Genomic DNA, 13,955 nt, shown 5'->3' on the forward strand with positions numbered 1-13,955 from the left:
TGCTAACCCGAAAGCACTACAACGTTTTGTGCAGCGCACATTGACCTGGAACGTGGGAACGTTCCCACTATACTGCCCAGCCCGTTCCTACCCCGGAGTCCGTCTTGTCCTCTCCGTCGTCAGCCGCCCCCGTCACTCCCGAACTCGTGCGCCTGCGGGCGCATGCCCGCGACAAGGACGACGCCATCGCGCAGGCCGCCCAGTTGCTGGTCGCCGCCGGCTGCGTGGCGCCGGGCTACGACGCCAGCATGCGGCGCCGCGAAGGCCTGGCGAACACCTTCCTCGGCCACGGCCTGGCGATCCCGCACGGCGTTGGCGAAGACCGCCACCTGGTGCGCCGCGACGGCATCGCGGTGCTGCAGTTGCCCGAGGGCGTGGAATGGAACCCGGGCCAGACCACCCGGCTGGTGGTCGGCATCGCCGCCCAGTCCGACACCCACATCACCTTGCTGCGCCGGCTGACCCGCCTGATCCAGGACCCGGCCCAGCTGGAAGCGCTGTTCACCACCGATGACCCCGGCGTGATCGTGGCGGCCTTGACCGGCGACCGCGCACCCGACAGCAGCGCCGCGCCGGCCACCGATCTGGCCGAATCCTTCGAATGGACCATCGTCTACCCCAGCGGCCTGCACGCCCGCCCGGCCACCCGTTGGGCCGAGACGGCGCGCGGTTTTTCGGCGCGCGCCCAGGTGCGCGCCGGCGACCAGGCCGCCGATGCCAAGAGCCTGGTCGGCCTGCTGCAGCTGGGCCTGCGTGCCGGCGACAGCATCACCGTCTCGGCTGAAGGCACTGATGCGGGTGCGCTGCTCAAGCGCCTGCGCGCAGTGATGGACAGCCTGACCGCGCAGGAAAAGGCCGATGCCGAGCGTGCCGCGCAACGCCGCGCCGCCCCGGTGGCCGGCTGGACGCCGCCGCAGGCGCAGCCGGCCATCGTCGGCATCGGCGCCAGCCCGGGCGTAGCGATCGGCATCGTGCACCGGCTGCGCGCGGCGCAGACCGAGGTGGCCGATCAACCGGTCGGCCTGGGCGATGGCGGCGCGTTGCTTCACGACGCGCTGACCCGCACCCGCCAGCAGCTGGCGGCGATCCAGGACGACACCCAGCGCCGGCTCGGCGCCTCGGACGCGGCGATCTTCAAGGCCCAGGCCGAACTGCTCAACGACACCGACCTGATCACCCGCACCTGCCAGCTGATGGTCGAAGGCCACGGCGTGGCGTGGTCGTGGCACCAGGCGGTGGAACAAATCGCCTCGGGCCTGGCCGCACTCGGCAACCCGGTGCTGGCCGGCCGCGCCGCCGACCTGCGCGACGTCGGCCGCCGCGTGCTGGCCCAGCTCGACCCGGCTGCCGCCGGCGCCGGCCTGACCGACCTGCCCGAGCAGCCCTGCATCCTGCTGGCCGGCGATCTGTCGCCGTCGGACACCGCCAACCTGGACACCGCACGCGTGCTCGGCCTGGCCACCGCGCAAGGCGGGCCGACCTCGCATACCGCGATCCTGTCACGCACGCTCGGCCTGCCGGCGCTGGTCGCGGCCGGCGGCCAACTCATGGATATCGAAGACGGCGTCACCGCCATCATCGACGGCAGCAGCGGGCGGCTGTACATCAACCCGTCAGAGCTGGACCTGGATGCGGCGCGCACGCATATCGCCGAGCAGCGGGCGATCCGCGAGCGCGAGGCCGCGCAGCGCGCATTGCCTGCCGAAACCAGCGACGGCCACCACATCGACATCGGCGCCAACGTCAACCTGCCCGACCAGGTCGCGATGGCGCTGACCCAGGGCGCCGAAGGCGTCGGCCTGATGCGGACCGAATTCCTGTTCCTGGAAAGCGGCAGCACGCCCAGCGAGGACGAGCAGCACGCAACCTACCTGGCGATGGCGCAGGCGCTGGATGGCCGCCCGCTGATCGTGCGCGCACTGGACATCGGCGGCGACAAGCAGGTGGCGCATCTGGAGCTGCCGCACGAGGAAAACCCGTTCCTGGGCGTCCGCGGCGCGCGCCTGCTGCTGCGTCGCCCCGACCTGCTGGAGCCGCAGCTGCGCGCGCTGTACCGCGCCGCCAAGGACGGGGCGCGGCTGTCGATCATGTTCCCGATGATCACCTCGGTGCCGGAGCTGATCACCCTGCGCGCCATCTGCGCGCGCATCCGCGCCGAACTCGACGCGCCCGAGGTTCCGATCGGCATCATGATCGAGGTGCCGGCCGCCGCCGCGCAGGCCGACGTGCTGGCGCGCCATGCGGACTTCTTCTCGATCGGCACCAACGACCTGACCCAGTACGTGCTGGCGATCGACCGCCAGAACCCGGAGCTGGCCGCCGAAGCCGACAGCCTGCACCCGGCAGTGCTGCGCATGATCCGCAGCACGATTGAAGGTGCGCGCAAACACGACCGCTGGGTCGGCGTATGCGGCGGCCTGGCCGGCGATCCGTTCGGCGCCAGCCTGCTGGCCGGCCTGGGCGTGCAGGAACTGTCGATGACGCCCAACGACATCCCGGCGGTCAAGGCACGCCTGCGCGGCACCGCGCTGAGCACGCTGCAGCAGCTCGCCGAGCAGGCGCTGAACTGCGAAACCGCAGAGCAGGTGCGCGCACTGGAAGCGCAGCGCGAGGGCCAGGCATGAACCTGCACGCCATCACGGTGACGCTGAACCCGGCGATCGACCAGACCATCCAGCTCGACAGCCTGCAGCCGGGCGCGGTGCATCGCGCCAGCAGCGTGCGCAACGATGCCGGCGGCAAGGGCATCAACGTGGCCGCCTGTCTGGCCGACTGGGGTAGCCAGGTCGCCGCGCTCGGCGTGCTCGGGGTCGGCAATGCCGGCGTGTTCGAGGCGCTGTTCCGCGAGCGCGGCATTGCCGATCACTGCCAGCGCGTGGCCGGCGAGACCCGCACCAACCTCAAGCTGGTCGAAGCGCGCAGCAACGACACCACCGACATCAACCTGCCCGGCCTGCGCCTGGGCCAGCCGCACCTGCAGGGCGTGGCCGATCACCTCGCCCCGCTGCTGCGCCCCGGCCTGCCGGTGGTGCTGTCGGGCAGCCTGCCGGCCGGCTTGCCGGACGACAGCTGGGCGCAGCTGCAGGCCCAGGCCAGCGCCGCCGGTGCGCGCGTGCTGCTGGACACCAGCGGCGCGCCGCTGGTGGCCGCGCTCGGTGCCGCGCGCCAGGCGCTGCCGTACGCGGTCAAGCCGAACCGCCACGAGCTGGAAGCCTGGACCGGCCGCCCGCTGAACGACCGTGCCGCCCTCAGCGCCGCCGCGCACGAACTGATCGCACGCGGCATCCAGCTGGTGGTCATTTCGATGGGTACCGAGGGCGCGCTGTTCGTGCAGCGCGACCAGCGCCTGATCGCGCGCCCGCCGCGGCTGGCGCAGGGCAGCAGCGTGGGCGCCGGTGACGCGATGGTGGCCGGCCTGGCCGCGGCGCTGCTCGGCGAGTCCACCGATCTGGAAAGTTGCGCACGGCTGGCGACCGCGTTCTCGCTCAGCCGGCTGGAAAGCGGCGATGCGCGCCGGCTGAACCCGCAGCAGGTGCGCAAGCTCGCCGGCGAGATCGTCATCGACCCGCTCTCGTAGCACCACCGCCGGCGAGAACGCTGGCAGTGCCAGCGCAACGCGCCGGTGTTTTGCGCAAGACACCACGTATCCCGCCGGCGTTTGCCGGCGACCGAACAACGCAGGAGATTTGCATGTCCTCTTCCATCGTGGTCATCGCCGCTGGCGACCGCAGCACCGAAGCCGTCCTGGCGGCCGAAGCGCTGCGCCGCGCGGCCACCGCCGCCGGGCGCAGCGTGACGATCGAAATCCGCAGCGACCAGGGCGTGCTCGGCGCATTGCCGGGTGAACTGGCCAGCGCCGCCAGCCAGGTGCTGGTGATCGGCGACGCCGATGCCGACACCGCCCGCTTCGGCGACGCGCAGCTGCTGCGCCTGAGCCTGGGCGCGGTACTGGACGACCCGGCCGCCGCAGTGAACCAGCTCGCCGCACCGGCTGCCGCCAATGCATCGGCTGCCGCAGCCAGCGCGGGCACCGGCAGCAAGCGCATCGTCGCGATCACCTCCTGCCCCACCGGCATCGCGCACACCTTCATGGCCGCCGAAGGCCTGCAGCAGGCCGCCAAGAAACTCGGCTACCAGATCCGCGTGGAAACCCAGGGGTCGGTCGGCGCGCAGGACGCCCTGACCGACGCGGAAATTCGCGACGCCGACCTGGTGCTGATCGCCGCCGATCGCGAAGTCGACCTGGCCCGTTTCGGCGGCAAGCGCCTGTTCAAGAGCGGCACCAAGCCGGCCATCAACGATGGCCCGGCCTTGATCCAGAAAGCGCTGGCCGAAGCCGGCGTGCACGGCGGCGCGGCGCCGGTCGCAGGCGCCGCCAAGGCCGAAAACACCGGCAACGGCCGCACCGGCGCCTACAAGCACCTGATGACCGGCGTGTCGTTCATGCTGCCCTTCGTCACCGCCGGCGGCCTGTTGATCGCGCTGGCATTCGCACTTGGCGGCATCTATGCCGGCGACGATGCCCACCAGGGCACGCTGGCTTGGTCGCTGTTCCAGATCGGCGCCAAGGCCGGCTTTACCCTGATGGTGCCCGCGCTGGCCGGCTATATCGCCTACTCCATCGCCGACCGCCCCGGCATCGCGCCCGGCATGATCGGCGGGCTGGTCGCGGCCAACCTCAATGCCGGCTTCCTCGGCGGGATCATCGCCGGCTTCATCGCCGGCTACGGCGTGGCCGCGCTCAACCGCTACATCCGCCTGCCGCGCAATCTGGAAGGGCTCAAGCCGGTGCTGATCCTGCCGGTGCTGGGCACCCTGCTGGTCGGGCTGGCGATGATGTACGTGTTCGGCCAGCCGGTGGCGGACCTGCTGGCCTGGCTCACCGCCTGGCTGCGCGGCATGCAGGGCAGCAGCGCGCTGCTGCTGGGCCTGTTGCTCGGCGGCATGATGGCCTTCGACATGGGCGGGCCGGTCAACAAGGCCGCCTATGCGTTCTCCACCGGCCTGATCGCCAGCCAGGTCTACACCCCGATGGCCGCCGCTATGGTGGCCGGCATGACCCCGCCGCTGGGCATCGCGCTGGCCACCTGGGTGTTCCGCAACCGCTTCACCGTGGAAGAGCGCGGCTCGGCCACGGCCGCCGGCGTGCTCGGGCTGGCCTTCGTCACCGAAGGCGCCATCCCGTATGCCGCGCGCGACCCGCTGCGCACCATCCCGGCGCTGGTGATCGGCTCGGCCGTGGCCGGCGCGATCTCGATGACCGCCGGTGCCGAGTTGAAGGCACCGCATGGCGGCATCTTCGTGCTGCTGATCCCCAACGCGGTGACCCACCTGCTCAATTACGTGCTGGCCCTGGTGGTCGGCGTGCTGGTCACCGCGGTGGCACTGCGCCTGCTCAAGAAGCCGGTGGCCGACGTGGTCGCCTGACCTTCGGCCACCCCGCCACTGGCGCTTGCCGCCCGCGCATGCGCCACGCCTGATCGCCGCCCCGCTCCCCCCCCTGACTGGTTTCACCGCTGCGCTGCGCACCCTCGTGCGCGGACAGCGGCTTGCCCATCCCCTAGCTGTCGCGTTCGCCACCCGGCCACGCCTTCCTTCGTTCGGAGTCCTGCCATGACCGTCCTCGCCCCCCGCCATGCCCGTCCCCGCCTGCTGTGCCTGTCGCTGGCACTGGCGCTGACCCCGCTCGCCCACGCGCAGGATGCCGCCGATGCCTTCAAGCTCAAGCTGGGTTACACCGGCGAAGCCGCCTCGATGATCGATGGCGGCCGCAAGAACGGCGACGCCTATGCCGGCCAGCTGATGGTCGGTACCGACGTCGACATGGACCGACTGTTCGGCTGGGGCGGCGCCACCGTCAAGCTGTACGTCACCAACCGCCACGGCACCAACCTGGCCAACAGCAGCATCGGCAACAGCACCTCGGTGCAGGAGATCTACGGCGGCCAGGGCACGCGGCTGGCCAACTTCACCCTGCTGCAGAAACTGTTCGACGACCGCCTGGAACTGGAGGCCGGCCGCAGCGTGGCCAACATCCATTTCCTCGGCTCGGACCTGTGCCAGTACTTCCAGGGCAACTCGGCCTGCGGCAACCCCACCTTCGTGTTCCGCACCAGCAACTTCACCTACTGGCCGGTGTCCAGCTGGGCCGCGCATGCCACCGCCTGGGTCACGCCCAAGGTCTACGTGCATGTGGGCGCCTACGAGGTGAACCCGGTGCAGGCCCAGGACGGCCAGCACGGCCTGAAGTGGAGCACCGACGACACCACCGGCGTGGTGGTGCCTTACGCGGTCGGCTACAAGAACAAGGGCGGCGACGGCAGCATGGCCGCGATGTACGAACTGGGCGGCTGGCAGGACAACTCCGACTACACCGACCCGCTGCGCGACCGCAACGGCAACCCGGCCGTGCTCAGTGGCCTGGGCTACGAGAACAAGCAGGGCCGCTCGGGCATGTTCGCCCGCTTCGAACAACAGGTCACCAACCCGGATCCGTCCGGTAGCCGCGGCCTGACCGTGTTCGGCGCCATCCTCAAGAGCACCGGTGGTCAGGCGATCGAGGACCACTTCGTGCAACTGGGCCTGGTGCAGAAAGGCACCTTCGCCAGCCGCCCACAGGACAACATCGCCTTTGTGATCACCCAGCAGAAGTACAGCGACGAGGCGATCGAAAACCTGCGCCTGGCCCGCGCCTCGGCCGGCGGCACCGGCACCCCGGCCGACAACCAGATCATGATGGAGCTGAGCTACGGCATCCAGGTCACCAAGCGCCTGCGCATCGCGCCGAACCTGCATTACGTGATCAACCCCGACCAGTTCAACGAACCGACCCGCACCAACGATCTGAAGAACGCGCTGATCGCCGGCATGCGGATCGATTGGAATCTGTAAGTCCGCGAGGATCGGTGCGTGCGTTGCAGGACGTTGCAGCGCACTACCTAGCTCGTAGGAGCGCGCCTGAGCGCGACGAGGCATTCCCGATAAAGCCCGATCGCGCGCAAGCGCGCTCCTACGACGCATTCCATTGCATGGCTGACCTGGGTTTGGCGAATTCGCCAGGGCGCTCGCCCGACCCGGAAGGAGCACACCCGGGCGCGATGAAGCATTCCCGATAAAGCCTCATCGCGCTCAGGCGCGCTCCTACGACGCATTGCACTGCATGGCTGACCTGGTTTCGGCGGGTTTAGCCAGCGCACTCGTCCGGCCCGGTAGGAGCGCACCTGGGCGCGATGAGGCGTTACCGATAAAGCCTCGTCGCGCTCAGGCGCGCTCCTACGATACGTTGCGTTGCCCTGCTCGATGCGCCAAAACGAAAAAACCGCGCAGTGCGCGGTTTTTTCGTGATCGAAGATCGATGACGAATCAGGGACGACGCGCCAGCGCCTCCACGTCCTTGGCCTTGGGCAGCAGATCCTGCTTGGTGACGGCAAACGGCCCGATGCTCAGCATCGGCACTGCGACGATCACCGAGGAGATCACCACGATCACCGCGCCGATCATGTGCGTCTCGGCCAGGCCTTCCATCGACTCGCCGCCGTAGATGTACAGAGCCAGTGCCGACAGGAAGAACATCACCGCGGTGATCACCGTGCGCGAGAGCGTCTGGTTGATCGAGCGGTTCAGCACTTCCAGCGGCTCCACCCGCAACGCGCGGAAGTTTTCGCGCACGCGGTCGAACACCACGATGATGTCGTTGATCGCAAAGCCCATCACCGACAGCAGGCCGGCCAGCACGGTCAGGTCGAACTCGCGGCCTGTCAGCGACACGAAGGCCACGGTGACCAGCAGGTCGAACAAGGCGGTCAGGCTGGCGACCACCGCGAACTTCCACTCGAAGCGGAAGGCGATGTAGATCAGAAAGCCCACCAGCATGAACACCGTGGCGTACACGCCGTTCAAGGCCAGGTCCTTGCCGACCTGCGGGCCGACGAATTCGCCCGGCTGCACGGTGGCGGGGTTCTGCGCGGTGCTGACCGCCTTGCGCACTTCTTCGGCGACGGTGGTTGCGGCATCGTCGCGGTTGTTGTGCTGCTCGCGCGCCTGCAGGCGGATCATCACTTCGTTGCCGCCGCGCGCGTTCTGCACCTGGGCGTTCTCGAAGCCGGCCTTGGCCAGCTGCTCGCGCACCTGGTCCACGTCCACGGTCTTCTGGAACGAGGTCTGCACCAGCGTGCCGCCGGTGAATTCCAGCGCGTAGTTGAAGCCCTTGCCGACGATGATGCCGACCGAGGCCACCGCGATCACCAGCATCAGGATCAGCACCGGCTTGCGCAGGCGCATGAAGTCGATCTTGGTGTCGTTGGGAATGAGATGGAGCGGGAACAATTTCATGGAAAAGATCTTCCGTTTAGACGTTGCGCACCGTCAGGATGCGCAACGCTTGCGAAGGGATTCATCCCCCGCCCCTTGCAGCGCGCTGCAGGGGCAAGGCCGGACTCGCATCTCAGATGGCGACGGTCTTCAGCTTCTTGCGGCGGCCGTAGATCAGCACCGCCAGCGCACGCGACACGGTGATCGCGGTGAACATCGAGGCGAAGATACCGATCATCATGGTCAGCGCGAAGCCCTTCAACGGACCGGTGCCGAACGCGTACAAGGCCACCGCCACGATCAAACCGGTGAGGTTGGCGTCCAGGATGGTGCCGCCGGCCTTTTCATAACCGGCGGCAATCGCCGATTTGGCCGGCACGCCCAGTCGCAGTTCCTCGCGGATACGCTCGTTGATCAGCACGTTGGCGTCCACCGACAGGCCCACCGACAACGCCAGGCCGGCAAACCCGGGCAGCGTCATGGTGGCGCCGAACAGCGACATCACCGCCACCACGATCAGAAGGTTGAACAGCAGCGCCACCGAGGTGATCGCGCCGAACACGCGGTAGTAGACGGTGAAGAACACCAGCGTGAACAGGAACGAGTAGACCACCGCGGTGACGCCGCGCTCCACGTTCTCCGCGCCCAGGCTCGGGCCGATCACGTATTCCTCGACGAAATCCATCGGTGCGGCCAGCGAACCGGATTTCAGCAGCTTGGCCAGGTTCTCCGCTTCGGTCTTTTCCAGACCGGTGGTCTGGAAGTTCTTGCCGAACACGCCGGCGATACGGGTCGGCGACAGCGCCTCTTCCTTGACCCGCACGCTGCGCACTTCCTTGCCGTCGACCATGCTGACGGTGGGAATGCGCTCGATATAGACCACCGACATCAGCTTGCCGACGTTGGCGCTGGTGTAGTCGAGCATGCGCTGGCCGGCGACGTTGTTGAGCGTCACCGCCACCGCCGGCATGCCGTTCTGGTCGGTGCTGACGCTGGCGCTGACCATCTGGTCGCCGGTCACCAGCGCGCGCTTGTTGAGCAGCACCGGCGCGCCGGTATCGCGCACGCGGTAGACCTTGGCTTCGGGCGGGATGCTGCCGCTGCGCACGGCGTCTTCGGCATTGCCTTCCACCACCGCGCGGAACTCCAGCGAGGCGGTGGCGCCGATCAGGCGCTTGGCCTCGGCGGTGTCCTGCAGGCCGGGCAGTTCGACCACGATGCGGTCCTCGCCCTGGCGCTGGATGGTCGGTTCGGACACGCCCAGCGCGTTGACGCGATTACGCAAGGTGGTGAGGTTCTGCTCGATCGCGCCGCTGGCGATCTGCTTGAGTTCGGCCTCCGGCACCTTGACCGAGATGTTCTGGCCGCTGACGTCGTAGGTCAGGGTCGGCTGCGACTTGGCCAGCGCGGTGCGCGCGGCGTCGACGCTGGCGCCCTCGCTCAGGCTGACCTGGATGCTGTTGTCGCCGCGGCGCTCGACCGAGCGATAGGCGATACGGCCGTCACGCAGCGTGGTGCGGATGTCTTCGGCAAAGCCGTCCAGACGCTTTTCCAGCGCGGCCTTCTGGTCCACCTGCATGGCGAAGTGCACGCCGCCGACCAGGTCCAGGCCCAGCACCATCGGCCGGCCGCCCAGCTTGGCCAGCCAGTCCGGCACGGTCGAGGCCAGATTCAGCGCCACCGTGTAGTTTTCGCCCAGTTGCTGGCGCAGCACGTCGTTGGCGCGGGTCTGTGCCTGCAGGTTGGGCAGGCGCACCATCAGGCTGTCGCCTTCCCGGGTGACGGCCTTCGGCGTGATGCCGGCGGCCTTGAGGTCGGCGTCGATGCGGCTGCGCAAGGCGTCGTCGAGCTGGGCACCGCGGCTGGCGGTGATCTGCACGGACGGGTCCTTCTGGTAGATGTTGGGCAACGCGTACAACGCGCTGACCGCCAGCACCAGCAGGATCAGGAAATACTTCCAGCGAGGAAATTCGAGCATTGCGACAGTCCCGCGCGACACCATCCCGGCGGCGCGCCTAGCAGTGAGAACGACTTCAGGCGGCCAATACAACGTCGCCAGCGGTCGTCAGGTGGATGCGGCGGTCAACGCCGGTTCGCGGCACCCACTGCGCCCACCTGACAGTGGGCGCAGCGGATTGGTTGCCGCTTAGTTGGCAGACTTCAGCGTGCCCTTGGGCAGCACGTGGCCCACGGCACTCTTCTGCACGCGGATGCGCACGTTGTCGGCCACTTCCACGGTGATGAAGTTGTCGCCGATATCGGTGATCACGCCCGCCACGCCGCCGGAGGTGATGACTTCGTCGCCACGCGCCAGCTTGTCCAGCAGCGACTTGTGCTCCTTCTGCCGCTTCATCTGCGGGCGGATCATCAGGAAGTACATGACCGCGATCAGGATGATCGGCAGCGCGAAGGTGGACAGGCCTCCCATCGGGCCGGGCGCCGGCGCGCCGCCAGTGGCCTGCGCCTGGGCGACGGGGATCAGGAAATCGAGCAGATTCATTCAGTGCATCCTAGTTTGGGTGCCAGCGCGCCAACCGGCCGCTCGCTATTCAGGTACCGCCGGAGCGGAACAGCCGGGAATTATGCCATGCAGGTTCCAAACCGTCCGCGCAAGAGCGCGGACGGCCGGTCTCAGCTGGTTTCCCCCGGCAACGGCGGCGTGATGGCGCCGCGTGCCGCATAGAAGGACCGCCGGAACTCGGCAAAGGTTCCCGAGGCGATCGCCGCGCGCAGGTCGGCCATCAACTTCTCGTAGTACCAGAGGTTGTGCAGGGTGCCCAGCATCGGCGCCAGCATCTCGTTGCAGCGGTCCAGATGGCGCAGGTAGGAACGTGTGTAGCCGCTGCTGCAGGCATGGCAGCCGCAGCCCGGCTCGATGGTGTCCAGGTCGCGCTCGTACTTGGCGTTGCGGATGCGCACGGTGCCGAAGGAGGTGAAGTAATGCCCGTTGCGCGCATTGCGGGTGGGCATCACGCAGTCGAACATGTCCACGCCACGTGCCACGCCTTCGACCAGGTCCTCCGGCCGGCCCACCCCCATCAGGTAACGTGGGCGGTCGGCCGGCAGGCGCGGATGCAGGTGTTCCAGCATCGCGTTGCGCTCATGCTCCGGCTCGCCCACCGCCAGCCCGCCGATGGCGTAGCCGTCGAACCCGATACCCTGCAGCCCGTCCAGCGAGCGGCTGCGCAGGTCCGGATGCACCCCGCCCTGCACGATGCCGAACAGCGCCGCGTCGTTGCCCAGCCCGTCATGCGCCTGCCGCGAGCGCTGCGCCCAGCGCAGGCTCAGCTCCATCGAGCGCCGCGCCACCTCTTCGGTGGCCGGGTACGGCGTGCATTCGTCGAAGATCATCACGATGTCCGAATCGAGCACCTTCTGGATCTGCATGCTCTCTTCCGGACCCAGGAACACCCGCGCACCATCGGTGGGCGAGGCGAAGGTCACGCCCTGCTCGGTGATCTTGCGGCGATGCGCCAGCGAAAACACCTGGAACCCGCCCGAATCGGTGAGGATCGGCCCGTCCCAGCGCGCAAACCCGTGCAAGCCGCCGTGATCGCCGATCACATCCAGGCCCGGGCGCAGATACAGGTGGAAGGTATTGCCCAGGATGATCTCCGCCCCCAGCGCGCGGATCTGCTCGGGAAGGATGCCCTTGACCGAGCCATAGGTGCCCACCGGCATGAACGCCGGCGTCTCGACGGTGCCACGCGGAAAAGTCAGACGCCCACGCCGGGCATGGCCGTCGGTGGCTTGGAGCTGGAACTGGAGTCGGGACATTGAGGGGCCGGGAATGGGGAATCGGGATTTGGGAATCGGAAGAGCGGTTGGCAGGTGACTGATCGTTCGGCGGGTACTGCCTTACGATTCTCCATTCCCGATTCCCGATTCCCTGCTCCACAGCAACATCGCATCGCCGTAGGAAAAGAAGCGATAGCGCTGTTCGATGGCGTGTTGATAGGCGGCGAAGATGCGCTCGCGGCCGGCGAAGGCCGAGACCATCATCAGCAGCGTGCTTTCGGGCAGATGGAAGTTGGTGACCATCGCATCGACGCTGCGGATGCGGTAGCCGGGCAGGATGAAGATCTGGGTTTCGCCGGCGAATGGCAGCAGTTCGCCCTCGGGTGCGGCATCGGTGGTGCGCCAGGCGCTTTCCAGCGAGCGCACCACCGTTGTTCCCACCGCAATCACCCGGCCACCGCGTGCCCGGGTGCGGCGCACCTGCTCGACCAGCGCGGCGCCGACGTTGAGCCACTCGGTGTGCATCACGTGCTGGTCGAGCGCATCCACGCGCACCGGCTGGAAGGTGCCGGCACCCACATGCAGGGTGACATGGCCGAACTCCACCCCGCGCTCGCGCAGGCGCGCCAGCAATGCCTCGTCGAAATGCAGGCCGGCGGTGGGGGCGGCCACCGCGCCGACTTCGCGCGCGAACACGGTCTGGTAGCGCTCGCGGTCTTCCACTCCCGGCTCGCGGCGGATGTACGGCGGCAGCGGCAGGCGCCCGGCTTCCAGCAGCCAGTGCTCCAGCGGTGTGGGGATCTCGAAGCGCAGCAGATAGAACTCGCCGTCGCGGCCCAGCACCTCGGCCTGGCCGCCGGCATCCAGCGCGATCCAACTGCCGGCCTTGGGCGACTTGCTGGCGCCGATCTGCACCCGCGCCTCGCGCTCGCCGAGCAGGCGCTCGATCAGGATTTCCACCCGCCCGCCACTGGCCTTCTGCCCGAACAGCCGCGCCGGAATCACCCGGGTATCGTTGAAGATCAGCAGATCGCCCGGCTGCAGCAGCTCGGGCAGATCCCGCACCTGCCGGTCGACCAGCGCCTGCGGCGACGGCGGCACCACCAGCAAGCGGCTGGCTGCCCGCTCGGCCAACGGCGCCTGGGCGATCAGCTCGTCGGGCAGCGAATAGTTGAAATCGGACTTCTTCAAGGCCGCAGGATCGGATGGCTGAGGAGCCGAATATTGTAACTGCGGCGGGGAATGGAGAACCGGGAATCGGGAATCGTAAAAGCGGGCCGCTTTGCGCAGTAAGGGCCCCGGTCACCGGATCAAGCTCTCCCGATTCCCGATTCCCGATTCCCTACTCCCGATTCCCCGCCTCTCACCGCTCAAATTTCGTTGACAAAATGATCGACGTCGTCGTGCGCTCGACGCCGTCGATCGCGCCGATGGCGTCGGTGAGTACGTCCATCTCGTTGACGCCGCCGACCACGCCCAGGGCGATCAGGTCGTAGGCGCCGCTGACCGAGTGCAGCAGGCGCACCTGCGGGATATCGCGCAGCGCCTTGACCACGGCCGGCATCTTCTTGGGCAGCACGGTGATCAGGATATGCGCGCGGATGCGGCCCTGTTCGTAGGCGTCGTGGGTGCGCACGGTGTAGCCGCTGATCACGCCGTCGCGTTCGAGTTTTTCGATCCGGCTCTGCACGGTGGTACGCGACAGCCCGAGCCGGCGCGCAATCTGCGCGGTGGAGGCGCGCGCGTCCTCGCGCAGCAGCGACAGCAGGCGTTCGTCGGAGGGAGTGATTTTCACTTTTGCCCAATTGCTTCGTCGATTCGACGAAAATACCCGACTTCCTGCCCGGATTCACGCTGCCAAACGCCGATCTTCTGCCGATAATAGGAAGGGAACGCCACCTTGCAGG

Annotated in this window: 10 protein-coding genes; 4 read left to right on the forward strand and 6 right to left on the reverse strand. The window is 68.1% G+C overall.

What is annotated here, in order from left to right:
- Nucleotides 1–104: 104 nt before the first annotated feature.
- From ptsP to ABQY64_RS12590, 4 genes are all read left to right on the forward strand, one after another.
- Nucleotides 105–2,624, forward strand: a complete 2,520-nt coding sequence (ptsP, locus tag ABQY64_RS12575; RefSeq protein WP_349779308.1) for a phosphoenolpyruvate--protein phosphotransferase — start codon at nt 105–107, stop codon at nt 2,622–2,624.
- A complete protein-coding gene (gene pfkB, locus ABQY64_RS12580) occupies nt 2,621–3,577 on the forward strand; it encodes a 1-phosphofructokinase (protein WP_349779307.1) in 957 nt (318 codons plus the stop codon). The genes ptsP and pfkB overlap by 4 nt, the downstream gene beginning before the upstream one ends.
- A gap of 113 nt (nt 3,578–3,690) precedes the next feature.
- Nucleotides 3,691–5,427: a PTS fructose transporter subunit IIC gene (locus tag ABQY64_RS12585; RefSeq protein ID WP_115042307.1), complete on the forward strand. Its 1,737-nt coding sequence runs from the start codon at nt 3,691–3,693 to the stop codon at nt 5,425–5,427.
- Between the two features lie 186 nt (nt 5,428–5,613).
- Nucleotides 5,614–6,891, forward strand: a complete 1,278-nt coding sequence (locus ABQY64_RS12590; protein ID WP_164738898.1) for a carbohydrate porin — start codon at nt 5,614–5,616, stop codon at nt 6,889–6,891.
- A 471-nt stretch (nt 6,892–7,362) separates the two neighbouring features.
- On the opposite strand, the gene secF is transcribed toward ABQY64_RS12590, so the two are convergent.
- From secF to ABQY64_RS12620, 6 genes are all read right to left on the reverse strand, one after another.
- Entirely contained in the window at nt 7,363–8,331 is a 969-nt protein-coding gene (gene secF, locus ABQY64_RS12595; RefSeq protein ID WP_046343154.1) for a protein translocase subunit SecF, read from the reverse strand.
- 112 nt (nt 8,332–8,443) lie between these two features.
- Entirely contained in the window at nt 8,444–10,288 is a 1,845-nt protein-coding gene (secD, locus tag ABQY64_RS12600) for a protein translocase subunit SecD (protein WP_179465659.1), read from the reverse strand.
- A 168-nt stretch (nt 10,289–10,456) separates the two neighbouring features.
- Complete coding sequence (gene yajC, locus ABQY64_RS12605; protein WP_016903294.1) at nt 10,457–10,810, reverse strand: preprotein translocase subunit YajC; 354 nt, start codon at nt 10,808–10,810, stop codon at nt 10,457–10,459.
- Nucleotides 10,811–10,941: 131 nt separating this feature from the next.
- Nucleotides 10,942–12,087: a tRNA guanosine(34) transglycosylase Tgt gene (gene tgt / locus ABQY64_RS12610; RefSeq protein ID WP_016903293.1), complete on the reverse strand. Its 1,146-nt coding sequence runs from the start codon at nt 12,085–12,087 to the stop codon at nt 10,942–10,944.
- Nucleotides 12,088–12,168: 81 nt separating this feature from the next.
- Nucleotides 12,169–13,239 (reverse strand): tRNA preQ1(34) S-adenosylmethionine ribosyltransferase-isomerase QueA, encoded by a 1,071-nt coding sequence (gene queA, locus ABQY64_RS12615; RefSeq protein ID WP_349779306.1) that lies wholly within the window; start codon nt 13,237–13,239, stop codon nt 12,169–12,171.
- A gap of 172 nt (nt 13,240–13,411) precedes the next feature.
- On the reverse strand, nt 13,412–13,843 hold the full coding sequence (locus tag ABQY64_RS12620; RefSeq protein ID WP_016903291.1) for an Lrp/AsnC family transcriptional regulator: 432 nt from the start codon (nt 13,841–13,843) through the stop codon (nt 13,412–13,414).
- Nucleotides 13,844–13,955: the final 112 nt, after the last annotated feature.

The sequence above is a fragment of the Xanthomonas sp. WHRI 7065 genome (genome assembly GCF_040203115.2).
Lineage (GTDB): Bacteria > Pseudomonadota > Gammaproteobacteria > Xanthomonadales > Xanthomonadaceae > Xanthomonas > Xanthomonas arboricola.

What these genes read in the sequence shown, in the direction of transcription:
- ABQY64_RS12585 (WP_115042307.1), top strand. Translation starts at nt 3,691, where the DNA reads ATGTCCTCTTCCATCGTGGTCATCGCCGCTGGCGACCGCAGCACCGAA.
- secF (WP_046343154.1), bottom strand. Translation starts at nt 8,331, where the DNA reads ATGAAATTGTTCCCGCTCCATCTCATTCCCAACGACACCAAGATCGAC.
- secD (WP_179465659.1), bottom strand. Translation starts at nt 10,288, where the DNA reads ATGCTCGAATTTCCTCGCTGGAAGTATTTCCTGATCCTGCTGGTGCTG.
- tgt (WP_016903293.1), bottom strand. Translation starts at nt 12,087, where the DNA reads ATGTCCCGACTCCAGTTCCAGCTCCAAGCCACCGACGGCCATGCCCGG.
- ABQY64_RS12590 (WP_164738898.1), top strand. Translation starts at nt 5,614, where the DNA reads ATGACCGTCCTCGCCCCCCGCCATGCCCGTCCCCGCCTGCTGTGCCTG.
- yajC (WP_016903294.1), bottom strand. Translation starts at nt 10,810, where the DNA reads ATGAATCTGCTCGATTTCCTGATCCCCGTCGCCCAGGCGCAGGCCACT.
- pfkB (WP_349779307.1), top strand. Translation starts at nt 2,621, where the DNA reads ATGAACCTGCACGCCATCACGGTGACGCTGAACCCGGCGATCGACCAG.